This window comes from Bifidobacteriaceae bacterium, from assembly GCA_031281585.1.
GTDB lineage: Bacteria > Actinomycetota > Actinomycetes > Actinomycetales > WQXJ01 > JAIRTF01.
Genome location: JAITFE010000055.1, coordinates 1 through 24,078, shown reverse-complemented (window position 1 = coordinate 24,078; position 24,078 = coordinate 1). Strand labels below are relative to the sequence as shown.

Below are 24,078 nucleotides of genomic sequence, written 5' to 3'. Positions count from 1 at the left end.
GCCTGTTCGACCAGCGCGTGGAACCGCCTGGTGAAGGCGCTGGCCAAGTCCGGCGTGGGGAAGACCAGTTTGAGTTGGCCTTGGCCGGCGCCCATCGGGCGCGCCGAGTGGCTGAGAAGCCCATGCGCGGCGACCGAGTGGTGCCGAACCTGTTCGAGCAGTTGGCGCCAACGCTCCTGCTCACCCTCGGCTACCGGCGCGGCGGGCGCCGGACGGGAGCCGACCGGCCCCGCAGCTTGGTCCCCCCGCGCCGATTGGTTGTGCGCTGCCGGCGCATTGGACGGACCCGGCGCCCCAACGGGATGATCCGAAGTCGCCTGCGGCCTGACGCGCGTTTGAGCATCCGGCGGGGCGCTGGCCGGGCGCGGCGGGATTGGTCCGTCTGCGCGAAGCCCCGGCGTCTGACCAGGCCCAAGAGGCGGCTGCGTCCGCGCCGGATCGCCAGGCCCGGCCGACCGGCCCGCTCGGGCAGGCCGACGGGACTGGCCGCCCGGATCCGGCTCACCGGGTTCGCCCGGCCGGAGCGGTTGCCCCGACTGGCCGCGCTGCTCCCGCTCGCCCGGTTGGCCCGGGCCAGCCGCTCCGCTTTGCGGAGACCTTGGCGGCGGGGCGGCCTCGGGCTCGTCCCAGTCGACGAACTGCCGGATTGGTCGCGCCGTTTGAGGTCCGGGAGCGGCCCCCGCGCCGCGTTGGTCCGGATGCGTCGGATGTGGAATGGCCGGACCCGCTTGGGCGGCTTGGCCTGCGCTTTCAGGCCCGTGTCCATCAGACCGCCGCCCAGCGGGCCGCCTGCTTCGATCCGACTCGGCCCAGGCCGCCCCGGTGGTGACGCCGGGGATGGCCCAGCCATCGGCCGGCGCGGACCCGCCGCGCGGCGGGCCCCCGGCCTGGCCCGGCGAGCCTGGAGCCAACGGCGCGCCGGCCCGCTGAGGCTGCCCCCTGCCGCCAGGCTCGGTTCCCGCCTCGCCCGGCCCGGACGCGTCCGCCGGCCGGTGGGGCGCAGTGCCCCGGCTGAAGGTGGCAGACACCCCGGGGGCGCCCTCTGGCGGGTGGGGCGCCTGCCCTCGCGCCGGCGGCGCGCCCGGCCCGCGCTGACCGGCGGGCGCGCTGGCGGGCGGGGGTTGCTGGGAAGGCGACCGAACGGCATCGGGCACCTGGGCCAAACCCTGCTGGGGCGGTTGCGCGGCCATCAAAGCGCGGGCGGCCAACAACTCCAAGTGCAGTCTGGGCGAGGTGGCCCCGGCCATCGAGGCCAGGCCCGCGGAGACCGAATCCGCGGCGCGGGTGAGGCGGAACAGGCCGAGCTGCGCTGCTTGCTCCGCGAGCGCGGCCACCTGGTCCTCCGGGAGGCCGCGCAGCGCCTGGCGGGCGGAAGGCCCGGCGGCGGCCAGCACAATCAGGTCGCGGAGGCGTTCCAACAAGTCCTCGGCGAACCGGTGCGGCTCCAAGCCGGATTCCACCACCGACTCGATGACAGCGAACATGGAGGCGCCGTCGCCCCGGCCCAGGGCGGAAACCATCTGGCCGATCAACTCATCGGGGGTGAAGCCGAGCAGCGCGGAGGCCCTCTCATAGGTGACGCGGCCGTCGACCGAGCCGCCGATCAACTGGTCCAAGACCGACTCAGTGTCCCGGACCGAGCCCCCGCCGGCGCGCACCACCATCTGCATCACGCCGGGGGCCACCTCCACGCCCTCGGCCTGGCTGAGCTCCTCCATATAAGAGGTCATCAAGCCCGGGGGCACCAGCCGGAAAGGATAATGATGCGACCGGGAGCGGATGGTGGGCAGCACCTTGTTCGGCTCGGTCGTGGCGAAGATGAACTTCACATGCGGGGGCGGCTCCTCCACGATCTTCAACAGCGCGTTGAAGCCTTCGCGGGAAACCATGTGGGCCTCATCCAGGACGAACACCTTGTAGCGGTCGCGGGCGGGCGCGAAGACCGCCTTCTCCCTCAAGTCGCGGGTGTCATCCACACCGCCGTGCGAGGCCGCGTCGATCTCCACCACATCCAGCGAGCCGCTGCCGCCGCGTCCCAATTCCTGGCAGCTGGCGCATTCGCCGCAGGGTTCCGGCGTGGGGCCTTTCTCGCAGTTCAGACACCGCGCGAGGATGCGCGCGCAGGTGGTCTTGCCGCAGCCGCGCGGGCCGGAAAACAAGTAGGCGTGCGACACCCGGCCGGTCCGCAACGCCTGCATCAGCGGCTCGGTGACATGCTCCTGGCCGATCACTTCGCCGAAAGTCTGCGGACGGTAGCGGCGGTACAGCGCTTGATTCACTCTACGAGCCTACGGGGCGCCCCTGACAGCGTGCCAGCCTCCCGCTTTGACCCGCCCGAACGCCGCGCACGGAAGCCGCGCCCGATGCCGTCCGGTCGCCACACGGCATCGCCCCCTTCCGGTGTTCAACTGTCCCGCCCGGCGGATCAGCGACGGCGACAAACGTCGCGACGACGGTGGATGGTGAGGACGCTTACCACAACCGTCTGATTCTCAATCCGGTAGATGACGCGGTAGTCGCCTCGGCGCGCCGAATACCTCGGATAGAGAGGCGGGTCGAGTTGTTTGCCGACCTGGAAGGGATTGCTGGCCAAGTCGCCGTAGACGAACTGATAGCAAGCCGCTGCCACCGATTCGGGCAGGACCTCGCTCAAGGCATGCTTGGCCTGGCGCGAGAGGCAGATCGCATAGGTCACGGCAGCCGGCCGTTGGCGGCCATGGCCTGACGGACCTCTTCCTGGCTGAAGGACTCACCCGCGGCCAATTGTTCCTCGGCTTCGGCCAGGTCCGCCATCAAGCCCGTGTTGGACAAGATGTCGAGCGTTTCGATCAGGGAGTCGTAGTCAGCAGCGCTCAACAGGACCGCCGCGCGCCTGCCGTTGCGGGTGATGTCATAGCGCTGGTGAGTGCGCACGGCGTCTTCCACCAATGCTGACAGTTCCGCCCGCGCCGCCGCGATAGGAAAGGCCGCCATGTACATAATTCTAGCGCTGCGGCCGCGCGAGCAGCGCCCGTGGCCAGTTCGCCGTCGCGGCGGGGTCCGCTTCTTCTCCGAGCACGAGGGCCAACGCGGCGCGCGTCGCCCAACGGCCCCTCCGCCCAGGTGTTGCGATGGTCGAAGGATGGCCACGGGCGGGTTTCCCAATCGGCCAGCCACGGGCGCCGCCGCCCGGGCCCCACGCCGCGCCCTCCTGTGCGGCGTCGCCGCGGCTTTGACCGTAGCATTGGGCGCCTGCCAAGCCGACGATGCCGCCACCCCACCCGGGAGCCCCGCCTCGCCTTTGGCTCCGCCCTCCTCCGGCGCCCGGCCTGGGACGGTCGCGGAGGTCCCGCCGCAAGCGTCGCCAATGCTCAAATTGGACACCACTGAGGAATTCGCCGGCCTGGTCGCCTCCGTGTCCCGGGCGCAGGCCGAGGCCTCCGCCGCAGAATTCGAGGCCCGGTCGGAGCGGTCGCGGCTGACCGAGTCGGCCGTGGCGGACTGCATGAAACGCCAGGGCTTCGACTACACACCCCAGCCGTACCGCCCCGCGACCGGGGGCGTCACCGTGGACTGGTGGCAGAACATCGACGCGATTGTGGTCCCGACCCTTCCGGCCGGGAGGGAGGATGTGGCGCGGTTCGGCTCCAGAATGGTCAAGCTCAACGCCGAATGGGCCCAGTGCATGGCGGACCGGGGGATCGGCCACCTGGAGGTCTCCGAAGAGGATCAGGTGACGCCGTACTCTGCTCTCGCCGTGGCGCTGCGCACAAGCCCGGACGGGGTCTACTGGGAGCCTGACGGACAAGCCGGCGCCGAAGAGCCGCCGGAGCACAGGAGCCTGGCCATGTCGCAGCCGGAGATCAGAATCGCGCTGGCGGGCTTCGACTGCCGAGCGGACCTGGGCTACGAGGCCACCGCGAACCGTATAGCGCTGGAACTGCAGAAATCTTTCGTGAACGAGCACGGCGGCGAAGTCAGCCGGCTACTCGCCGCGCTTGAAGTTCTCAGCGCGCTATGATTGCATGGCTAGATAGCGTTAAACGGTTCCGGGGGCCGCGCCCGCCGCGAACCCACGGAGGACTGAACATGGCAGGAATCAAAGTCAGCGTGGCCGAAGCCCACAATCACCTGTCCGCGCTCATCGACCAGGCCCTGGCCGGAGTTGACGTGGTGATCGCCAAGCGCTCGAAACCTGTGGTGCGGCTGGTGCCGGTCGACCCGCTCGCGCGACTGACGCCGGGGCAGCGCGCCGCGGCGCTGGCCGAGCGGCTGAGGGTGGTGCCCGCCGCGCGGCGCGCGAGCGAGCAAATCGAGGCGGAGCTTCACGCCGAGCGGGCGTCATGGCGCTGATCTACGTTGACAGCGTCATTTGCATTTACCTGATCGAAGGTGACGGACCCCGGCGCGAACACGCTCTGGAGAAGCTTGCCCAAACCGACGCGTCGCTTTGCGTAAGCCCTTTGGTGTTGATGGAATGCCTGGTCAAGCCCTTCCGCGAGGATGACCCCGACCTCGAGCGCCGCTACCGCGAGCTCTTGGGCGGCTTCGAGACCGCCGAAATGGGACTCGGCGTTTGGGAGGCGGCGGCCCGCATTCGGGCCACGCTGCGACTTGGAGCCGCAGACGCCATTCACCTCGCGGCCGCGCGCGGCGCGGGTTGCTCCGAGCTCTGGACCGCTGACGCCGCGCTGGCCAAGAAAGCGCCCGGCTTCGCCGTCGACCTGTTCGCGGACCTGACCTGAGGCGGGAGACTCCTCGGCAAGCGTCATCGACCCGGCGGCTCGTGAACTGCTGTCGGGCCGCCGTTCAAGAGCTCAATCTCTGACCCCGGGCCTGACGGACAGGCCGGCGCCGCCTGGGTCCGCAGGCCCTCCCCGGCGACACGACCTCACGCGAACCACTCCTGGTCAGCGTGACCGGGCGGGATAGGACGCCCCAGCCATGCCTCAAGCGCGTCGACAATGGAGCCAATCCTTCCCCGGCCCCGGGGAAAACGGCGTGAACTGACGAGAAGGAGCCGCGCCACCGGCTGGCCGGCGGACCGCGCGGCCTCAGTGAGCGGAACGAAGTCCTTGATGTTCTCCGTCACAATCCGGCGGTCGGCCGCAGCCGCCCACTCAATCAGCGCCGCGTCCGGCTTGCCCGCCAAATCGGCATGGCCGCCAACCGCCACCACGTCAAAGCCGCGTTCGCTCAGGGCCGCCGCGATGGCCGGGGAATAGTGCTCGTCGAGGAGCAGGCGCTCCGTCACAAAAGGACCGTTTGCCGGGCTTGCCAGGCGGCGAAGGCCTCGCCTGAGGCGCGCTCGTTCTCCGCGATTTCCTCTTCAATCTCCGTTGGGTGACGCGAGTAGTACGACAGGGCAAGATTGACAGCCGACTCGCTCAATCCCAGTTCATCGCCGGCGGATGCCACCTTTTCCCCCGGATTGCCGGCGGTCTCTTTGACCGCAGCCACGATCTCCCACACGTCGGGGCCGGCCGCCAGCCCGGCCCGCCGTCCGCTTGGTCCGGACCGGAACACGATCCCCGGCGTTTCTCTCATCGCCAGACCCTCATCGACCAGTTCCTGCACCAAGCCTGACGGCGTGGTCCCCTGAGCCTTCGCGCAGCGGCGCAGCCGTTCCAACACCGAAGCCTTGAAGCGGATGGACAGCGGAACCGTGCTCATGCGCTACATTGTAGCGCGATAGAAGCGATTGGCGGCGGCCTGTGAAAAGGACCCCTCGCGCACCCGGCAGAGCCCGCCTGCCCTTGCTGCCTTCCGGCCCTGGGGGGATTCAGCGAGATGCCGCCACGCGAGGGGTCGGCATCAAGACTAGCTCACGCCGGTTAGGGTTTTGGTTGTCGGGGTTCGATCCCCGAAAACCGCACCCGCACAGCTAGGAGCCGCCATGCAACCGTCCACGCCCGATTTGGCAGACCAGTTTCCCGATGCCGTCCACGCCCTCGCCGGAGCCTTTTTCAGCTTTGGGGGACGCGAAGCCTTTGGGGGCCCCGCCCAGACCGTCAAGTGCTTCGAGGACAACTCGAAGGTTAAGGAGTTGGCGGGGACGCCCGGCGAGGGCCGCGTCCTGGTGGTGGACGGAGGCGGTTCCCTGCGCCGGGCGCTGCTTGGCGACCTGATCGCAGCCGACGCCGCCCGCAACGGCTGGGCCGGGTTCGTGATCGCGGGCGCCGTCCGGGACGTGGAGGTGCTGCGCACCCTCGACCTGGGCGTGAAGGCCCTGGGCTCAATCCCGCTCAAGACCGACAAACGCGGCCTGGGCGACATCGGCGTCCCCGTCGAAGTGGGCGGCGTGGTGATCAAACCCGGCGACCAAGTCTTCGCCGACGCGACCGGCATTGTCACACTTCCCCCGGCCACGCCTGTTCAATAGCGGGCGAGATCCCCGGAAATGGGGACGGTACCTGTTTCCGGCCCGCCGGAAACAGGTACCGTCCCCATTTCCGGCGGGTCAGGCTCCCGGCGGCTCCCATCGGAGCAGGTCGCCCGGCTGGCAGTCCAACGCTTGGCAGATTCCCGCCAGCGTGCTGAAGCGGATCGCCCGCGCGTGCCCATTCTTCAGGACGGACATGTTGGCCAGCGTGATGCCGACGCGTTGCGCCAAATCGGTCACCGTCATTCCGCGCGCTGCGAGCAGGTCGCCCAGGTAGACGGCGATCTCCTCCGCGCGGGGATCCTCCAAGGGGGCCTCAGCCGGGTCTTCGGCCGCTCCGCCTCTTCTTGTCATACCAGGCCGTCCGTCTCGGCCCGCAGGATCATGCCCCGCCGGAACACCTCCGCCATGACCGCGAAGAGGGTCCCCACCGCCAGGGGGCCAAAGCTCAGGGCTATTTCGGCGCGGGACAGGTCTTCTAGGGTTCCGCCCCAGGTCGCCGCCATCCGCCCGCCGGCGTTGGCCAGCATGTAAAGCGCTGACCCGCCAATGCAGACGACGCCCGCCACGTACAGACGGGTCACATTGCGCCGGTCGAAGGGCTCCCCCCGGCGCACGCTCGCGACCACCAACCACAGGAACACGCAGGTGACCAGGCTGGTCAAGCCGAGGATCACGTCCGAGCCGGTCGTGGCCATGAAACCGGCCAGGCCGGGCTGGTCGAATTCGACCCACGCCTTGACCACGGGCGTCAACGTGACGTCGCCGACTCGGACGCCTTGGCCTTCCGGCAAGGACACATCCGGGCCCAAAACCGCCTCGATTCCCTCCTTGTTTAGTTCCACCTCGAGTTGGCTCGGCGCTCCGACAACGCCCCAGGCCGAGTCGCCCTGCTGGCCTCCGGGCGCCGCCAGTCCGATCAGCGGCCACACCACCCCGAGCGCGCCGAACTGGATCATGGCCAGCCAAATCAACACTTCCAGCACCCGAATCGCGACCAACCGTTCCGCCTTCCCTGGCACGACGGTCATGGCTCCTCCTTTACCCATGGCAGATCCTTTATCGTTGCCCGATAACATCGTTTTTCGATATTACCGTTCTTCGATAAGCCGCGCAACCCAACGCCCAGACCCAACGACCAGGGGAACGGTCGCGGCGCTCCTCGGGAAATGGGGACGGTACCTATTTCCGGCTGGCCGGAAATAGGTACCGTCCCCATTTCTGTAGTCTGCACGCATGTATCTCAGCGGCGGCACGGCCGGCATCTGGCAGGCGAACTGGTACCTGGTCGGACCCGACCACGGCCGGGAATGCGTGATCATCGACCCCGGCCAAGACTCGGCCCGCGCCATCAGGCAAGCGCTCGCCGATGACCGGCGCGAACCGGTCGCGGTCCTCGCCACCCACGGCCACATCGACCACATCGCAGACGCGGCCGGCTTGGCCGACGAATACGGCATCCCGCTTCACATCCACTCCTTGGACCGACCTTTTCTGACCAATCCGATCGCCGCGCTCTTCCCCGCCATGGGGCTGCTGCTCGCCCAGGCCTTCCCGCAGCCCTTCCGGGAACCCGCCGACGTGAGGGAATACCAAATGGAGGAAGAGAGCGGGAGGGGAGCGGTCGGCATCGGCGGCTTGGACTTCCAGCTTCGACACGCCCCTGGCCACACGCCGGGAAGCACCCTGCTGGTGGTCGCGGAGGACCCCGCCGCCCCGGTGGTGTTCAGCGGCGACGTCGTGTTCGCGGGCTCGATCGGGCGGACGGACTTCGCGGTGGGAGACCCGGCGGCCATGAGCCGCTCACTGCGGGACCAAGTCTTGACATTGCCCGGTCAGGCGCTGCTCCTGCCCGGCCACGGTCCCGCGAGCGACGTGTCCCGCGAGCGCCGGAGCAATCCCTTCCTGCGCGGCGGGACGTGATGGCCGGCCGACCGGCCCCGCGATTTGCGTCTTTTCGGCCGCAGTCCGCGCACGGCCACAATTAGTTGGGCGATTGGGGTCGAAAACTCTCACCGTGAAGCAATATGATGGGCTCTGTGCGGCCTCCGGCCGCACTGCCACTAGCCCACAAAGACAGGTCACAAACATGAAAAAACGCTTGTTGATACCTTCCGTTTCCCTCGCCTTGGTCGCCAGCCTGATCGCCTCACCAGCGCTGGCCGCCCAAACCCAAGATGAGATCGACCAATCGGTCGCCACCTACGACGCGCTGACTGAAATCGTCGCCGCTAGCGTCGACAGCGCCTACGCGGGGGTTGTGGGCACGGTCAACGACTTGGTAGCCGGCACCGTCAAGAGCACCATCGGCAATCCGCAGGCCATCGTGGAGCTTGCCACGCCTTTGATCAAAGCCGCTATCAAGGGCGCCATCGCCGCCTACATCCAAGACGAGCGGATAGACGCGTTAGTCGACCAGGCGGTCGACTCGGTCGCCACCTCCGAATTGATCAACGGCGTCTTGACCAACGAATTCATTCAAGCGGTGATCGCCAGGACCGTGGATTACGCGGTCGCTGACATCATCGCCTCGCTCGGGATCGACGCGGACAAGCAAGCCTCGACCGACCAACTGGTGACGCAGATTTGGAACGCGCCGCTGGTTTCCGTGGGCACGGCACCCACCAAGGTCAAGAGCGGGGCGGGGTCGCCGCCATACGGGGCGGGCTTCGGCGTGAACACGTCGTATTACAGCTACAGCGTCACGGCGTGGAACCAGAAGAAGATTCTATTCGTCACCACCAACGACACGCCCAAGGAAATCCAGGTCACAGGCTGGAACACGGGCAACATCGGCACGGTCGCCTCCCTCACGGCCTATGCCAACGCCGCAGGCAAGGCCAGTTCCATAGCGGACACCCTGGCCAACCTTGATTACGTGTCGATCCTGATGGACGCCGGCAAGCGGGCGCTCATCGACGAGATCCAAATCCGCGTCGCCGCCGCCATCCAATCCGTCAAGGACCAACTGGTGGCCGAACTACAGGCCGGGCTGGCGGGGATCGGCGTCGAGGTGACACTGAACCCGACCGACACATGGGAGGCGATCGGCACCCAGATTCGGGACGCGCTCCAAGCCACGGCGCAGGACCAGTTGAACGCTGCGCTGGCCGCCCTGCCGTGGGTGGTCACACCCGGCACACCGGACGAATCGTTCTTCGACGCGCTGCGCCGGATCGCCGGCGACGGCGCCTCCTACCTGGTCAATTGGCTCCGCGACATCGACTGGCTGGCGCTGTTCCAGGGCAAGCCCACCGACACCGGCCCCAAGGCGCCAACCCTGACAGTGACGGCAGACCGCAAGGCGATCGCCAACACCGACACAGTCAACGTGACGGTCGAAGCCCGCGACGAATACGGCAACGTGTTGCCGGCCGCGCCGCTCGCCGCCGTCATCACCTATTCGCTGGGCAGCTCTTGCCAGTTCCCGGCCGGCCAAGCGCCATCGCACCAGATCTGCACCATCACCGCCGAATACAACGGATTGACCGCCACGACCATTGTGGAGGTTTTCGATCCGACCGCATTGGCCGCGCCCATCACGGGCGATGCGATCCCCGGCGGCACCATCTCCGCCACCGCGCCGGAGGGCTGGCCCACCGTCAAGCGCTCCTGGACCCGGAACGGGAAGGCGTTCTCAACGGCCGCCTCCTACAAGCTGCCCTCCACCGAAAAGGTCGGCAACGTGATCGCGCTCACCCAGACCCTGACCTATGAGGGCCTGACCATTTCCGGCACCTCACCTGAGGTCGTGGTCGGCACGGGGGCGCCCGCCTCCTTGAAGCTGACGCCGGTCGCCAAGGCGATCACCAACGCCGGCGGGGCGGAGGTCACCGTGGTCGCCAAGGACGCGAAGGGCAACACCATCGCCAACGCCGCAGACTCCGTTTCCTACGGCTACTCGCTCGGCGAGGGGTGCTCCTTCCCGGCAGGGGAAGCTCCCTCACGGCGGACCTGCACCATCACCGGCACTCTGGCTGGCATCACCGCCACCACCACGGTGGAGGTGTTCGACCCGACCGCGTTGGCCGCTCCGATCAACGGCGTGGCGGTGCCCGGCTCCACCCTCAAGGCCGCGCCGCCCGAGGGCTGGCCCACCATCACGCGCAGCTGGACCCGCAACGGCACCGCGTTCTCAACCGCGAGTTCCTACAAGCTCCCGTCGTCTGAGAAGGTCGGCAACGTGATCGCGTTGACCCAAAAGCTCAGCTACCAGGGCCTGACGATCTCCGGAACCTCGCCACAGGTCGTGGTTGGCCTGGGCGCGCCCGCCACACTGACGCTGACGCCTGTGGCGACGGCGATCACGAACGCCGGCGGCGTGGCGGTCACACCTGTGGCTAAGGACGCCTACGGCAACGTGTTGCCGGCGGCCACGACTGGCACCGCCTATGCCTATTCGCTGGGCGAGGGCTGCTCGTTCCCGGCTGGCGAGGCGCCGTCGCGGCGGTCTTGCACCATCACGGGGACCTTTGGCGGCATCAGCGCGACCACCGTGGTGGAGGTCTTCGACCCAACCGCGTTGGCCGCTCCGATTAACGGCGTGGCCACGCCCGGCGCCACCCTCAAGGCCGCGCCGCCCGAGGGCTGGCCCACGGTTACCCGCCGCTGGACCCGCAATGGCACTGCGTTCTCGACCGCGAGCTCTTACAAGCTCCCCTCGACCGAGAAGGTGGGCAACGTCATCCAGTTGACGCAGACGCTGACCTACAAGGGCCTGACCATTTCCGGCACTTCGCCAGCGTTGACCGTCGCCAAGTAGCTTCGCTGCTTTCCAAATCGCCCCGGGGCCGCCACCCGACACCACCGGCGGCCCCGGGGCTCGTTTTCTTTTGAGGCCAGGCGGCTCGCAAGACGCCGCAGGCCGCCGATGCAACATCCAAGCTCTTCGTGATCCACCGGTGGATCACGATCGGGATTTCAGTTGCACTTAGCGCCCGGAACGCCGCCCTGCAGGCCCCAAATGCGACCTTCGACGTCTTCGTGATCCGCCGCTGGATCACGATCGTGATTTGAGTTGCACCTAACGCCCGGAACCCCGCCCTCAAGGCCCCAAGTGCGACCTTCAACCTCTTCGTGATCCGCCGGTGGATCACGATCGTGGTTTCAGTCGCACCTGGGCTCTCCAGGGGCACGTTTCACGTGAGGGCGAGGACCGGCCAGGCGATCACCATGAGGCGGGCGATGCGGCCCAGGGACACGCACAGGACGAAGTCGAGCAGCCGCAGCCGCAACAGGCCCGCAGCGATCGAGGTCGCGAACAACGGCGGTATCCCAACAACGGCGGATAGGAGAAGCACCGCATTCGACCGCCACCGCTTGTCCATGGCCGCCAGCAGCTTGTTCCCCAGCGCCTTGAGGCGGCCCGGCCCTGGGCTGACGCGCTCCAGTTCGACCACCCGATCAGGGTCGGCCGTCGGAGTTCCAGGCGCTTGGGCGGCACCGGCCTCAGCGGCACCGGCCTCGGCGGCACCGGCCTCGGGGGCACGGGCCGGGGAGGAAGCGGGCGCGGAGGACGCAGGCGACACGGGAACACTGAGGGCATCCGAGGTCACAGTGCTCGCAGCCACGGCTTCGGCGGCCGTACCAGCCGGGAGGGCGGTTTCGGCGGTGGGTTCAGGTCGCGTGCGCGCGCGTTCGGCGCGGCGGAGCCGCCACCGGTGGCCCAGAGTCCGCCCGCCCCTCGCCGCTTGGTAAACCACGACCTTCCCCGCAGTCTGGCCGAGCGCGAGCGCCACCACGGCCGCCAGGGCGAGGGGCGTCTCGAACTGCCAAGCCGCAGCCCCAGTCGCCAGTTCGACGTTGACCAGGGGAAACACGGCGGAGGCGAATCCGGTGCCCAGGCCGCTGGCGACTACAGCCAGCCACTCGATCATGCGCGCAGGGTGGCCAGGCGCGCGACCCGCCAAGCGGAGGCCAGCTTGACCACCAACTGCGCGCAGGCCAGCACCAGGCCGACCACGGGCGGCAGCGTCAACAGCACAACCAGGAGCAACCCCGTGTTGGCGGCCTTGGCTGGCGGCGACCAATTCCAGAGGTAGACCCGGCGGTCAACCTTGTAGAAGTAGTTCGGGCTGAGGATCGGCCAGTGCAGAAACGCGCAGCTGAGCAGCGCGTCCACCACCATGAACTGGACCCAGTAGACGGCCAGGGCGGGCGTGAATTCGGGCCGAATGAGTATGAGCGCGGCAATGCACAGGGACGAGCATCCCCGGTCCGCCAGAATGTCGAACACCGCCCCGAGCCTGGTCTCCTGACGCAGCCAACGCGCGACCCGCCCGTCCGCGATGTCCCCAACCCAATACGTGGCGTAGGCCGCGATCAGCCACGGGACCGCCGCGAGCCGCAGGGCCACCGCGCCCAGGGCGATCGCGGCCGCCGTGCGCACCACCGTGATCAGGTTCGGCCAGTTGGCGATCCGCGCGCCGCCCACCGCAAGTTCGCGCAGGCTTGGCCGACCGCGCCCCGAATCCATAACTCACCACTTTAGGCCGCTGACCGGCGGCTGGCGTCCACCCCGTTGGCCCAGAGCAATGCGCCGCCCCAGGCCGTCCAACTGGGATCATGTTTGCGTGGCGGAAAACAACGGGTCCGGGGGCAAGACCGCAACGAGGGCCACTCGAACCGGAAAACCGGCGGACCTCAGCCTGAGCGAGGCCCGGCGCATCGCCATCGCGGCGCAGGGGCTGGGCCGGCCCCGGCCCGCCCGCGCCACCAAACGCCAACTGGGCGCTGTGATCAACCGGCTCAGGCTCATCCAAATCGACGCCGTTACGGCACTTGAACGGGCTCACTACCTGCCGTTCTTCTCGCGCCTCGGCCCCTATGACAAAGCCTGGCTTGACCAGGCCACCAGCCGACCGCCGCGCCAACTGGTCGAAACCTGGGCCCATGAGGCGTCCTTTGTCCAGCCCGATCTCTACCCCCTGTTCGGTTGGCGGCGCGACGACCCGCAGCGTTACGCCTGGGGCCAGATGATCAAGGCCGCCCGCGAGCACCCCGACGCGGTCCAGGCGGTCCGGGCCGCGCTGGCCGAAGGCCCGCTCACCGCCAAACAACTCCACGTCCAACTCGAACTGCCTGACCGGCGCCTGCGCACCGGCAACCCGTGGGGCAATTGGACCGTCGCCAAGGGGGCCCTGGAGTGGCTTTTCTGGACCGGCGAGGTGACGGCCGCCGGCCGCACCCCGCAGTTCGAACGCGTCTACGGCCTGGCCGAACAACTGGTCCCCGGCCTGGCGAACGCCCAGCCCGGTTCCCACGCCGACCAGCAAAGGCGGCTGGTGGAGTACGCGGCAGAGGCGATCGGCATCGGGCAAATTGGGAGCCTAGCGGACTATTTTCGGCTGCCGCTGACGGCCGCCAAATCGGCGGTGGCGGAACTGGCCGAAGCGGGGGCCCTCATCCAAGTGGCCGTCGAGGGCCAGCGCGAGCCGTACTACCTGCACCCGCAGGCCGCGCAGCCGCGCCAGACGCGGGCCCGCGCGCTGCTGTCCCCGTTCGACTCGATGGTTTTCGACCGGCGGCGCGTTGAGCGCCTGTTCGGCATGCGCTACCGCCTGGAGTATTACCTGCCGGCGGCCAAGCGCGTGTACGGGTACTTCGTCATGCCGTTCCTGTTGGGCGAACACTTGGTGGCGCGCGTCGACGTCAAGTCGGACCGCCGCGAGGGGGTGTTGCGGGTGCCGGCCGCGTGGTTGGAACCGGCTTTCGCCGCCGATGCCGTCCTGCCCCCTTTGGCCGAAGAGTTACGCCAGTTGGCCACTTGGCTGGGTTTCGGCCGCGTAGTTGCGCCGCCGGAAGGCCCGGGCGAATTGACGGCCCGGCTGGCCGCGATCCTGGCCTGATAGCCGAGCCGGGGACGCCGCCGAGGTCGAAGCGACGGCGTCCGAGTAGACGGTCACACGGCCGTTGTTAGACGGTGAGACGGGTGGTTAGTCCGCCGTCGGGGCGCGGTGTGAGGGTGAGGGCGCCGCCGAGGGATTCGGTGATGTTCTGCACGAGCGTGAGGCCCAGGCCGAGACTGCGTCCTGTTGTAGAGGTGCGGGTAGATTGACCGCGGTTGAAGGGCTCGATGAGTGCGGCCGCTTCTTCTTCGGTCATGGTCGGACCGCTGTTGCTGATCTCCGCCCAAGGGCGCTCGGCCATTGTCCCGGTCGTTAGGTGAAGAGTCCCACCGTGGTGATTATGGCGGATGGCGTTGTCGATGAGGTTGTCGATTGCGAGCGCGAGCAGCACCGGGTCGGCGGAAGCTGATGCGGTGGCGAGTTCGGTGGTGACGGAGAGATCCGCGGCCTCGATGTCGGCTTCGTGTTCGGTGAGGCTGCGTTCGATGATCTCTGAAAGCTGAACCGGTTTCGGGGCGGGGGCGGGCGTGATGGTGGAGGTGCGGGCGAGTTGCAGGAGTGCGCTGATGAGCAGTTCGCTGCGCTGGTTCGCATCGAGTGCACGCCGGATGGCCGGTTCGAGGTGTTCGGGCACGCGGCCTTGTTCGAGAGGGATCTCTAGCGCGGTGCGGGTGGTCGTGAGCGGGGTGCGGAGTTCGTGGGAGGCGTTGGTGATGAAGCGTTCCTGCTGGGTGAAGGAGGCTTCAAGGCCGTCGAGCATGGTGTCGATCGTGTCGCCGAGTTCTTTGATCTCATCTGCGGGTCCGGGGAGGTCGAGGCGCTGGTGCAGGTCATTGCGGGTGATGCGTTTGGTGGTGTCGGTGATCTGCCCGATCCTGGCAAACGAACGCCGGGACAGCCAGGACGCTGCGATGACGGCGACGAGGGTGAACACCAGCAGGGTGACGACCGACCACAGCAGCAGCCCGGAGAGCACTTCCTGAGACAGCCTGGTGGTTTGTTCCAGGACGATGCTGGCATCGCCGACACCGGCCTGGGTCTCGGCCGCGCCCGTCGATTCGATGATCGCTTGGCATTGGTCAGTGTCGATGTCGTTGCCTGTGATGACTGTTGTGCCTGTCTCGTCGATGCTTACGCAGCCGACGACTTCGTCGATTGCGGTGTCGAAGAGTCCTTGGACGAGGAGGTACTGGACGCTGAGGAGTGCGACGCCGCCGGTGACGAATACCGCAGCGGTCAAGGCTGTGAGACGTGCGCGGAACCCCCAGCGGCGTTTGTGGGTGGTCGCGGTCATTGTTCTGCTCCGATCCGGTAGCCGAGACCGGGGCTGGTGCGGATCGGGTCAGGGTCCCCGAGTTTACGGCGCAGGGTGTGGATCGTGAGTTTCACGACGGATCGGGTGCGATCTGCTCCGCTTTCCCACACATCGGCCAGGAGGTCGTCGGCGGTGACGTGCCCGCCGTCTGCATACAGCAGCGTTTCGAGCACACCGAACTCTTTCGGGGTAAGCGACAGCGGCTTGCCGTCGCGTTCAGCAACCCTTCGGAGGGTATCGAGTCGGACGCTGCCCGCGGTGAGGATGATCTGGGATCCTTCGGTGGCGCGGCGTGCGAGGGCGCGCAACCGGGCGAGGAGTTCGACGTAGGCGAAGGGTTTGGCAAGGTAGTCGTCCGCGCCGAGGTCGAGACCGGTGACCCGGTCGTCGAGGGTGCCTGCTGCGGTGAGCATGAGGATGCGCATCGGGTGCAGCTGGTCGCGGAGTGTGCGGCACACGACGTCGCCACGCAGGACTGGAAGGTCGCGGTCGAGGATCATGATGTCCACGTCGATCTGGCCCGCTTTGACGAGGGCGGCTGCCCCATCGTGTACGACGTCAACGAAGTAACCCTCGTTCCGCAGGCCCTCCGCTAAGGAGTCGGCCAGGTCGACCTCGTCTTCCACGATCAGTATCCGCACCTGTTTTCCACCTTCATCTGGAATTCGCTCTGTCACCACCATGGGCTGATGGTCTCCATGATCGCCATGAGGAGGTTAGGTTTCGGTTAGGTCGACCGAGACCTGAACCTAACCCGGGCTTCCGTAGAACTGTTCTCGAGCGGTGAACGTCACCGCCGCATTTCACGGAGGCTACCATGAGAACTCGCAATATGTTCGCCGCCCTTGCCGGGCTCACGATCGCAGGCACGCTCGCTCTTTCCGGGTGCACGAGCACCGCCGGTCCAGAAGAACCAGACCCGGCCGCGCAGGGCTCTGACGAGGCGTCGGCGTTTCTGGCCTGTCTGACCGCTGCGGACGTCGAAGCGAAGATCAACGCCAGCGGCCAGGTACTGGTGAAGACCCCCGGCGAACTCGGCGGCGACGGAGTCATCAGCAGCGACGACGGCTCTGGTGAAGGGTTGCTCGGCATGGAACGCGATGACGCGGGGAACACCTGGGTCGCCGTGGCCAGCGCTGACTACTTCGTCGACAGCCCTGAGGTGCGGGACGCGTACGCTGCGTGCGAGAAGGAGCACCCGGACTTCGAGCAGGCCCAGTTCGATCCGAGCGATGATCCTGCTTTTCAGGAAGATGCAGCGAAGCAGGAAGAGGATGCGCTCGCATTCGCGCAGTGCGCCAGGGAGCAGGGGTACTCCCAGATCGCGGACCCTGACTTCTCGGCGATGAACGGCATCCTCATTCCGTCCGGGTTCACTGAGCAGGAGTTCCGCGCTCTTATAGAGGCATGCTGGGATCCCAACAGCAGTTTCGCGTTCGGCAGTCATAACGATCTCACCTTCGAGCCCTGGACGATTGTCGATGAGTTCCAGAACGCCCCTGCCTCATGAGTACGAGGACACGACGCCGGAAGATACTGCGCGGTCTGCTGGTCACGGTCCTGGTCGTGGCTTTGGCTGCCGGTGGGATCGCGGTCGCGATCTGGAAACCGTGGGATGAGGCCCCTGCAACCTCGTCAGAGCAAGGCGGAACTGTTTCTGCGGTCACCGTCCCCGTTGAGACGGGAACCCTCACCAGCCAGCTGAAACTGAATGCGACTCTGGGATACGGAGACCTTGCGGAGCTGCCCGCAGCACAGGGGGTGCTCACAGCGCTGCCCGCTCCGGGACAAGTGATCGAGATCGGCCAGCAGGTATACGAGGCCGATGGCAGGCCCGTGGTGCTATTGGAAGGTGCACGTCCCTTCTGGCGTGACCTATCCAGCGATGCAGATGACGGGCAGGACGTGCTGCAGTTGGAGCAGAACCTGGCCCGGCTGGGGTACTTCGATCGTGAACCCGATACCCGGTTCGACTGGTGGACAACCGATGCGGTGCGCCGGTGGCAGAAAGAACTCAGCCTCCCCGTCACCGGAACCATCGCCGTTACCGATGTGGTCGTTGTGAACGCGCCGAGTATCCGTATCGCGCAGGTCACCGGGAAGCTTGGAGAGTCGGGGGTCAGCCCTGCCGCCTACACGGCGACCACATTGACGGCGACCGCGAAACTCACCCCAGCCCAGGCACGAGAACTGACCACCGATACACCGGTGACGGTGGTGTTGCCCGATGGCACCGAGCTTGCGAACACGATCGCAGCGGTCGATCCCGGCGGGCAGCCCACGGGCGACGACGGACAGACGACCCCTCCCACCGCGAGCGTCCAGTTCCGCGACCAGGAACAAGTCTCATCGACGGGACCCGCGAGCGTCCGGGTGATCGTGCAAAGGACTGAAAAGAGTGCCGAGACACTGATTGTTCCCGCGACCGCGCTGATCGCGACCGCAAAGAATCAGTATGCGGTTGAGGTACTCGTGGGTGAGCGGATTGTGCGGGTGCCGGTGCAGATCGGTCTGATCGCCGATGCCCGCGTGCAGATCCTCGCCTCCGGACCCGATGTGGAAGGTGCCCCCAGTGACGCTCGTGTCTTGGAGACGGGCGATGAGGTGGTGATCTCCCGATGACCACGCTCGCCACGACACAAACTGCGCCCGCGCCCGAGGGTACGGGGATGCCGGTGATCGAGGTGCGCGGGGTGTCGAAGACTTATCCCGGCACGCCTCCGGTCACTGCCCTGCATCCGAGCTGGTTGCGGATCGATCCCGGCGATCAGCTCGCGATCGTCGGCGCGTCCGGTTCCGGCAAGAGCACGCTGTTGTCGATCCTGGGCACACTCGATGACCCCACCGATGGCACCGTGCTGGTCGACGGTCGCGACCTTGGCGTCATTAGGGAAGCCGAACGGTCGGCGACGCGGGCGGCACAGATCAGTTTCGTCTTCCAGCAGTTCCACCTCCTGCCCACGGTATCGGCGACCGAGAACGTCGCCACCGGCCTGCTCTACACCGGCGCGTCCCCGAAGGAACGTCGCGAGCGCGCGATCACCGCGTTGGAAGCGGTCGGTCTCAGGCACCGGTTGAAGAACCGGCCCGGAGAGCTCTCCGGCGGTGAGCAGCAGCGCGTCGCGATCGCCCGCGCCCTCGTCCGTGAGCCTGCGGTGCTCTTCGCCGACGAACCCACCGGTGCACTGGACTCGGCCACCGGCGGGGCGATCATCACGCTCCTCGCTGAGATCGCGAGCACGGGGACAGCGGTGGTCATGGTCACCCACGATGCCGGGCTCGCCGAGCGCTTTCCCCGCAGGATTCGGCTGAAAGACGGTCGCATCATTGATCGTTACCCCGAAGAGCCTGGACAGCAATCTGACACGCGGATGCACAAGGAGAAGCTGTGACGAACGTGACTCACGCGCGGCAGTTGCGGAGCCGGTTCCGGTTCCGTGACTTGTTGCGCACCGCTTGGCTGGGAGTGTCCAGCCGTCCCCAGCGCACCGCGCTGGCATCTCTGGGCGTAGCCCTCGGGATCGCCTCGCTCACCGCGCTGACGGGAGCCGCAGCGTCGAACCAGGCGCGGCTCCTCGCGGACCTTGACCGGATGGGAGCGAACCTCGCGATCGTGAGACCGACGATCGGCCCCGATAATGCCATCGTGCCGCTGCCTGAGACCGCACCGGCAATGGTGGAACGAGTCGATGGGGTTGCCGATGTCGGCGTGTTCGAGACTGCCCCCGAAGACACCTTTGTGTACCGCACCGACCTGGTGCCAGAGACCGAAACCAACGGGCTGCGCACCGCTGTCGCTCGCCCTGATGTGTTCGCTGCGATCGAGGCGAAACTCGCAGCGGGGCGTTGGTTCGATGACGCTGCCCGAACCCTCCCGGTGACGGTGCTTGGGCAGACCGCGGCCGACAGGCTGGGCGTTACCCGGCCGGGCGACCGGGTGTGGATCGGTGGGCAATGGTACGGAGTGCTCGGCATCCTCGAATCCGCAGGGCTTGCCACCGAGATCGACACGGCCGCGATCCTGGGTGACCAGTGGGTTCGTGACACGTTCGAGGGCACCACGATCGGTGACATCTCCGCCGTGTATGTCCGCGCACACCCAGGTCAGATCGGTCATGTGACCGAGACGCTCGCGACGGCAGCGAGCCCAGGCTCACCGTTCGTATCGGTGAATGCCCTCACCGAACTCGCTGATGCCCGCACCACCGCGGATGATTCGCTCAGCACCCTGGGTGTCGCACTGGCCGGGATCGCACTGTTGGTCGGCGCCGTCGGTATCGCCAACACGATGGTCGTCACCGTCCTCGAACGCCGCTGCGAGATCGGGCTCAGGCGCTCCCTCGGCGCGCGCGCCCGCCACATCGCCATCCAATTCCTCGCCGAAGCAGCCTGCCTCGCCCTCATCGGCGGTATCGCAGGCCTCGCGCTGGGCGTCGGAGCAGCAAGCGTCCTCGCGCTGATCAGCGGCCAACCTCTGGTCATCCCGATCGAAACCGCCGCCGCAAGCCCCGGCGTCGCCGTCATCGTCGGAGCCGCCGCAGGCCTCTACCCAGCACTGCGCGCAGCACGACTCTCCCCAACACTGGCGCTTCGCGCCGTGTAGCAAGCAGAAAAGACCCGGCGATGATGCGTCGCCCGACCACGCGAGAGGCGTGAGAACGAGTTCGCGCGCGTACGGGCTGTGGGTGCAGATGGCGCAGTCGTCGCTGATCCTGACGTACACACCCGCCCGCAACGACGATGCTGATCCCGTGGTCTGCTCCTGCTGTTCGTGACCCATCTCTCGGCCCGACCTTCCTCCTCGGGTGAGAGGTAAGTGCGTTTGCAGAACCTCGGCTACCCCAAGACCTGTTGTTTGGCGACGGCCACTATTTCGCGTAGGTAGCTGGACGGCTGGACGTACCAGAGCGTGTCCGAATGCAGGTGGTCGGCGTCGAGGCCCGCTTTGCGGGCCACCTGCTCGGCGCGGAAAACGTGGAACTCGCTGGTCACGAAGGCGGCCTTGTAGCCGGAGGGGAGGCGTTCGTCCAGAAGCGTCTTGGAGAAGGCGAAGTTCTCCGCCGTCGAGGTCGACCTGGCCTCCATGACTATCTGGCCGGCGGGGACGCCGCGGGCGACAAGGTAATCGCGCATGGCTTCCGCCTCGGGGATGTCCTCTTGGGGGCCTTGGCCGCCCGCGACCACTATCAGCGCGTCCGGGTTCCGGTCATGGTATTCGCGGGCCACGTCAAGGCGGGCCGCCAGCACGGCGGTGACGCTTCGGCCGTGCACGCCCGCGCCCAAGACGATCAGCGCGTCGTCGTGGTCGCTGGCCGTGTCGTGGAGACCGTAGGCGGCCAACCCCGCGCTGGCAGCCAAGATCGCGGCGCCGCCCGCCAATGCAGTCAAGCGCAGCCACCGGATCCGAGACAATCGCCGGTATAAGGCAAAGGCCACCATCACCAGGCCCACCCCGGCCTCAAGGATCAACCCCAGCGTCATGTTGGTCTTGACCGCCAGGAAGGCGGCGTTGTAGATCGCGGCCCCGCCCAGTCCGACCAAGATGACCCTGATCAAGACCTCAAGCGGCCCCGGAATCCGCGCTCGCGCCTGCCGGCTGGGCGCGCGCCGGGGTTTGGCCGGGCTGGAATTGGATGCGGGCTGACTCACCGTTCCATAGTAAGTAGGCCCTTGCGCGCCGGAGTCCCCCGCGCCGCGTCACGCGCCAACGATTCCGTCAGCCCAGGCCAAAATCGTGTCCAAGGGCAGCCAGTGTGCCCCGTTGGCGCAGTGGTACTGCCCGCCTTCCGCTTCGGTGAACGTGACGAGGCGGTGCGGGCAGTTCAGCCGGGACGCCAAGCGTTCGGCGCGGGCCGGGTTGTAGAAATGCTCGCGCTCTGACACAAGGATCAGCGTGGGCGCCTGAATCCGCTCCACCCAGGCGCCCTCGTCGAACCGGGCGGCCACGGAAAGAAGCTGGTTCACGTCCCGTGCGGCGAAGACCCACTTGGAATGCTCGATCTGCCAGTTGAAATACCGCCGCGAGCGGATGTACGCCTGGGCTCCGGCGTGCAACGGCCGGGGCAACGCCCCCCGGTCGATCGCGGGGTGCAGGAACGCCGGCATCATGTCTTTGAACGTGTCCGTCAGGCCGGGGAAGTAGTTCCACGCGACCAGCCCGTCCAGCAATCCCGGCGCCAAACCGCCCGCCCGCAGCATAAGGTGGCCGCCCAAGGACAAACCGACGCCGATGACCGGCCCGCCGCCCAACCGCCTGCCCCAATGCTCCAGCGCCGCCCGCGCCACCAGGTGCCAGTCGGGTGTGAACGGCGCGCCGTGGTAGCGCAGCACGTCAGACTGGCCCGGCCCCTCGAACATCACCACGTCCCAGCCCCGCAGCGTCGCCTGGTGCCCGATGACGTAGTACAACTCCTCCAACAAAGCGTCGAATCCGCCGCACACCAGCAAGGTTCCCCGCCCCGCCGTGGCCGGCCCACGGGAGGGGAACCGCCAGGTGCGCAAGGGCGCCCCCTCGAAATCGACCGTGCCCTCCTCGAAGTCGATTTCGAGCAGTTCGACCGCTTCCGCGAACGCCGCGGCGGCGGCCTGGTAGGCGGACAGCTTGCGCGGGTCGGCGGGCGGCAGGAAGAACTCGGCGGCGGCCCAGTAGCGGTTGGCTCGCAGCAAGGCTTGGCCTTGGCTGATCCGGCCGCGGGCTCCGGCGGCGGTCCGGGGCGCTGAAACGCGTGCTGCCGTGTCCGCCCAGGCGCGGTGCCAAGACTCGTAGTCGCCCTCTCGGATTTGGGCGAGCGCCGCCCGCACCTCGCCAAAATCGGCGCCGCCCGCTGGCGCGGTCCAGAGGATCCGGGTGGCCTCGAAGTCAAGTTCATGCGTGCGGAACAGCCTGCCGGGTTTCATGTTGCTCTCCTTGCTTTCGTTTTCAACCGCCCGTGGATCAAACCCGGGGGCGCTGACATGCGGGCGCAGTACCTGTGGGTGCGGCTTGGGGGCGTGATCGCCGTCCGCGTCCCCGCCTGGAGGCCAAACGCTCCCTGAACCCGGTCGGCGCCGCCGCGGGGCGCGGCCACGAGTGTCGTTGGTCTTCCGGCCCGACGCCAACGCGGCCAGGTTGACGCGACGGGCCTGATCGAGTCTTTGCCTGGTCATCTGGGGGCGGTCCGGCGCGCGGCGCTGGACGCCCGGACGACCGCCTCCCGCAGCCGGTCGCACGGGTCGCGGAGCACCGGCCCGTGGGCGGTGGCCAGGTGGCGAATGGGCAGCGCCGCCAAGCGCGCGGCGCTGGCGGCGGCCAGTTCCTGGTCCCAGGTGGCCCTGGAGACGAACGGGAACAGCGCCTGTTTCTGGCCCGCCACGGCCAGCCCGCCACGGGTGAAGAACGCGTCGCCGGCGAAAAGGGCGCCGGTGGCCTCCATGAAGTAGCAAACGTGGCCAGGCGTGTGACCCGGCGAGGCGAGGACTGTGAGCGGGCCGAGGCGGTCGGCATCGTGCACCAGGCGATGCGGGCTGGCCGCGACGGGGCGGAAGCGGCCGGGCAAACGCGGCGGCGGGGAAGGCCGGGCGTCCGGGGGAGCGGACGGACCGTTGGCGGACGGGTCGCCGGCCAGGATGGGGGCCTCGCGGGCGGAGCAGATGAGTTCGGCCTCCGGCAAGGCCGCGATCAGGCGGTCCACCGCTCCAGCGTGGTCGAAGTGCGCGTGGGTGAGCGCGATCCGCCGGATGGGCCGGCCCAGCCGCCCCGCGGCGCGCAGGATTCCGGGTGCGAAGGGCGGTAGGCCGGTGTCCACCAGGATCAGGCCGTCGTGGTCCGCGACCAAGTACACGCTGACGGGGAACAGCGTGGGCATGGCCGTGACCTGCCAGAACCCGTCGAACTCCGTCACTCGCACAAGCGCCTCCCTTGCCCCCGCCCTGAAATGCACATGTGTGCATTTCCGAGCACCATGGTAATTTGAAGCTGGTCGGGCCGCCATCGCCAGCCGGGACGGGACCTGATCGAAAATGAACAAACACGACGAATCTGCGCAGGAAGGCGATGCGAGAGAGCCGGAAAACCCGTTACACCAGGTTGGCGCTGCGGGGGGCGCTGGTCGAGGCGCTGGCGGAGAAACCCCTGAACAAGATCACCGTGACGGAGCTTTGCGAGCGCGCGGATCTGAGCCGGGGCACGTTCTATCTGCACTACGCCAACCCCGCTGAACTGCTGGAACACTTCGAGGACGACTTGTTCGAGGCCCTCAGCGCACCCCTGCGCCAGCAAGACCAGGGCGGCAACCGCGAGTTCCTGCTGGGCGTGCTGCGCGAACTCGCGTCCCAGCCCCAAATCGCCAAACTGGTCCTCCGGCCGGGTTCCACCCTGGTCGAACGGTTCTTCGCCTTCAAGCGCGAGCGGACCGAGCGAGAGTGCCGCGAACGCTTCCCGCACCTGGGCGAACGCCAGCTTGAATACGTGCGGACCTTCAAGGAGCAGGGCTCCGTGCATCTGATCGGCGAGTGGATCGCGGGCGGCATGGTCGAACCGCCCGAGGAGATCGCGGCCCTGCTCGAAGAACTGGTGT

26 protein-coding genes and 1 other RNA gene are annotated in these 24,078 nt (G+C 67.7%); 12 read left to right on the top strand and 15 right to left on the bottom strand.

Features of this window, described 5'->3' with window-relative positions:
- The 3 genes from LBC97_06010 to LBC97_06000 all read right to left on the bottom strand — a co-directional run.
- A partial coding sequence (locus LBC97_06010) for a DNA polymerase III subunit gamma and tau (GenBank protein ID MDR2565604.1) occupies positions 1-2,279 on the bottom strand: 2,279 nt, incomplete at its 3' end.
- A gap of 146 nt (positions 2,280-2,425) precedes the next feature.
- Entirely contained in the window at positions 2,426-2,695 is a 270-nt protein-coding gene (locus LBC97_06005) for a type II toxin-antitoxin system RelE/ParE family toxin (GenBank protein MDR2565603.1), read from the bottom strand.
- A complete protein-coding gene (locus LBC97_06000) occupies positions 2,692-2,973 on the bottom strand; it encodes a type II toxin-antitoxin system Phd/YefM family antitoxin (protein ID MDR2565602.1) in 282 nt (93 codons plus the stop codon). The genes LBC97_06005 and LBC97_06000 overlap by 4 nt, the downstream gene beginning before the upstream one ends.
- A gap of 238 nt (positions 2,974-3,211) precedes the next feature.
- Here LBC97_06000 and LBC97_05995 point away from each other — a divergent pair, with 238 nt between their 5' ends.
- From LBC97_05995 to LBC97_05985, 3 genes are all read left to right on the top strand, one after another.
- Positions 3,212-4,000, top strand: a complete 789-nt coding sequence (locus LBC97_05995) for a hypothetical protein (protein ID MDR2565601.1) — start codon at positions 3,212-3,214, stop codon at positions 3,998-4,000.
- Between the two features lie 68 nt (positions 4,001-4,068).
- Positions 4,069-4,332, top strand: a complete 264-nt coding sequence (locus tag LBC97_05990) for a type II toxin-antitoxin system prevent-host-death family antitoxin (GenBank protein ID MDR2565600.1) — start codon at positions 4,069-4,071, stop codon at positions 4,330-4,332.
- Positions 4,323-4,724 carry a PIN domain-containing protein gene (locus LBC97_05985; protein ID MDR2565599.1) on the top strand — a complete coding sequence of 134 codons (402 nt, stop codon included), beginning with the start codon at positions 4,323-4,325 and terminating at the stop codon, positions 4,722-4,724. Before LBC97_05990 ends, LBC97_05985 begins: the two co-directional genes overlap by 10 nt.
- 146 nt (positions 4,725-4,870) lie before the next feature.
- Here LBC97_05985 and LBC97_05980 read toward each other — a convergent pair whose 3' ends face one another.
- The 3 genes from LBC97_05980 to ffs all read right to left on the bottom strand — a co-directional run bounded on the left by LBC97_05980 (position 4,871) and on the right by ffs (position 5,792).
- Positions 4,871-5,233, bottom strand: a complete 363-nt coding sequence (locus LBC97_05980) for a DUF5615 family PIN-like protein (protein MDR2565598.1) — start codon at positions 5,231-5,233, stop codon at positions 4,871-4,873.
- A complete protein-coding gene (locus LBC97_05975; protein ID MDR2565597.1) occupies positions 5,230-5,652 on the bottom strand; it encodes a hypothetical protein in 423 nt (140 codons plus the stop codon). The genes LBC97_05980 and LBC97_05975 overlap by 4 nt, the downstream gene beginning before the upstream one ends.
- A 43-nt stretch (positions 5,653-5,695) precedes the next feature.
- Positions 5,696-5,792: signal recognition particle sRNA small type (ffs, locus tag LBC97_05970), an RNA gene on the bottom strand.
- 83 nt (positions 5,793-5,875) lie between these two features.
- On the opposite strand from ffs, the gene rraA reads away from it, so the two are divergent.
- A complete protein-coding gene (rraA, locus tag LBC97_05965) occupies positions 5,876-6,361 on the top strand; it encodes a ribonuclease E activity regulator RraA (GenBank protein MDR2565596.1) in 486 nt (161 codons plus the stop codon).
- A gap of 78 nt (positions 6,362-6,439) precedes the next feature.
- Here the strand turns inward: rraA and LBC97_05960 are convergent, their stop codons facing one another.
- Positions 6,440-6,670 (bottom strand): helix-turn-helix transcriptional regulator, encoded by a 231-nt coding sequence (locus LBC97_05960; protein MDR2565595.1) that lies wholly within the window; start codon positions 6,668-6,670, stop codon positions 6,440-6,442.
- Positions 6,671-6,711: 41 nt separating this feature from the next.
- Positions 6,712-7,392: a DUF2975 domain-containing protein gene (locus tag LBC97_05955; protein ID MDR2565594.1), complete on the bottom strand. Its 681-nt coding sequence runs from the start codon at positions 7,390-7,392 to the stop codon at positions 6,712-6,714.
- 205 nt (positions 7,393-7,597) lie between these two features.
- On the opposite strand from LBC97_05955, the gene LBC97_05950 reads away from it, so the two are divergent.
- Together LBC97_05950 and LBC97_05945 are read left to right on the top strand one after the other, a co-directional pair.
- A complete protein-coding gene (locus LBC97_05950) occupies positions 7,598-8,284 on the top strand; it encodes an MBL fold metallo-hydrolase (protein ID MDR2565593.1) in 687 nt (228 codons plus the stop codon).
- 166 nt (positions 8,285-8,450) lie between these two features.
- Entirely contained in the window at positions 8,451-11,123 is a 2,673-nt protein-coding gene (locus LBC97_05945) for a hypothetical protein (protein MDR2565592.1), read from the top strand.
- 376 nt (positions 11,124-11,499) lie between these two features.
- Here the strand turns inward: LBC97_05945 and LBC97_05940 are convergent, their stop codons facing one another.
- The gene (locus LBC97_05940; protein ID MDR2565591.1) at positions 11,500-12,237 is read right to left on the bottom strand and encodes a hypothetical protein; all 738 of its coding nucleotides are present in this window, start codon (positions 12,235-12,237) and stop codon (positions 11,500-11,502) included.
- Positions 12,234-12,836 carry a CDP-alcohol phosphatidyltransferase family protein gene (locus LBC97_05935; GenBank protein ID MDR2565590.1) on the bottom strand — a complete coding sequence of 201 codons (603 nt, stop codon included), beginning with the start codon at positions 12,834-12,836 and terminating at the stop codon, positions 12,234-12,236. Before LBC97_05935 ends, LBC97_05940 begins: the two co-directional genes overlap by 4 nt.
- 97 nt (positions 12,837-12,933) lie before the next feature.
- On the opposite strand from LBC97_05935, the gene LBC97_05930 reads away from it, so the two are divergent.
- Positions 12,934-14,208 carry a winged helix DNA-binding domain-containing protein gene (locus tag LBC97_05930; GenBank protein ID MDR2565589.1) on the top strand — a complete coding sequence of 425 codons (1,275 nt, stop codon included), beginning with the start codon at positions 12,934-12,936 and terminating at the stop codon, positions 14,206-14,208.
- 67 nt (positions 14,209-14,275) lie between these two features.
- Here the strand turns inward: LBC97_05930 and LBC97_05925 are convergent, their stop codons facing one another.
- The gene (locus LBC97_05925; GenBank protein MDR2565588.1) at positions 14,276-15,502 is read right to left on the bottom strand and encodes a HAMP domain-containing protein; all 1,227 of its coding nucleotides are present in this window, start codon (positions 15,500-15,502) and stop codon (positions 14,276-14,278) included.
- Entirely contained in the window at positions 15,499-16,164 is a 666-nt protein-coding gene (locus LBC97_05920) for a response regulator transcription factor (protein ID MDR2565587.1), read from the bottom strand. The genes LBC97_05925 and LBC97_05920 overlap by 4 nt, the downstream gene beginning before the upstream one ends.
- 176 nt (positions 16,165-16,340) lie before the next feature.
- Here LBC97_05920 and LBC97_05915 point away from each other — a divergent pair, with 176 nt between their 5' ends.
- The 4 genes from LBC97_05915 to LBC97_05900 are packed head-to-tail and all read left to right on the top strand — an operon-like array spanning position 16,341 to position 20,126.
- Positions 16,341-17,033 (top strand): hypothetical protein, encoded by a 693-nt coding sequence (locus LBC97_05915; protein MDR2565586.1) that lies wholly within the window; start codon positions 16,341-16,343, stop codon positions 17,031-17,033.
- Positions 17,030-18,145, top strand: coding sequence for a peptidoglycan-binding protein (locus tag LBC97_05910; GenBank protein ID MDR2565585.1), 1,116 nt, complete (start codon positions 17,030-17,032; stop codon positions 18,143-18,145). The genes LBC97_05915 and LBC97_05910 overlap by 4 nt, the downstream gene beginning before the upstream one ends.
- Positions 18,142-18,915: an ABC transporter ATP-binding protein gene (locus tag LBC97_05905; GenBank protein MDR2565584.1), complete on the top strand. Its 774-nt coding sequence runs from the start codon at positions 18,142-18,144 to the stop codon at positions 18,913-18,915. Before LBC97_05910 ends, LBC97_05905 begins: the two co-directional genes overlap by 4 nt.
- Positions 18,912-20,126, top strand: coding sequence for an ABC transporter permease (locus tag LBC97_05900; protein ID MDR2565583.1), 1,215 nt, complete (start codon positions 18,912-18,914; stop codon positions 20,124-20,126). The genes LBC97_05905 and LBC97_05900 overlap by 4 nt, the downstream gene beginning before the upstream one ends.
- 233 nt (positions 20,127-20,359) lie before the next feature.
- On the opposite strand, the gene LBC97_05895 is transcribed toward LBC97_05900, so the two are convergent.
- The 3 genes from LBC97_05895 to LBC97_05885 all read right to left on the bottom strand — a co-directional run bounded on the left by LBC97_05895 (position 20,360) and on the right by LBC97_05885 (position 23,409).
- Positions 20,360-21,172 carry a YdcF family protein gene (locus tag LBC97_05895; protein MDR2565582.1) on the bottom strand — a complete coding sequence of 271 codons (813 nt, stop codon included), beginning with the start codon at positions 21,170-21,172 and terminating at the stop codon, positions 20,360-20,362.
- 48 nt (positions 21,173-21,220) lie between these two features.
- Positions 21,221-22,420: a lysophospholipase gene (locus tag LBC97_05890; protein MDR2565581.1), complete on the bottom strand. Its 1,200-nt coding sequence runs from the start codon at positions 22,418-22,420 to the stop codon at positions 21,221-21,223.
- 245 nt (positions 22,421-22,665) lie between these two features.
- Complete coding sequence (locus tag LBC97_05885; protein ID MDR2565580.1) at positions 22,666-23,409, bottom strand: MBL fold metallo-hydrolase; 744 nt, start codon at positions 23,407-23,409, stop codon at positions 22,666-22,668.
- A 146-nt stretch (positions 23,410-23,555) separates the two neighbouring features.
- Here LBC97_05885 and LBC97_05880 point away from each other — a divergent pair.
- Positions 23,556-24,078, top strand: a 523-nt coding sequence (locus tag LBC97_05880; protein ID MDR2565579.1) for a TetR/AcrR family transcriptional regulator, incomplete at its 3' end; no start/stop codon positions are given.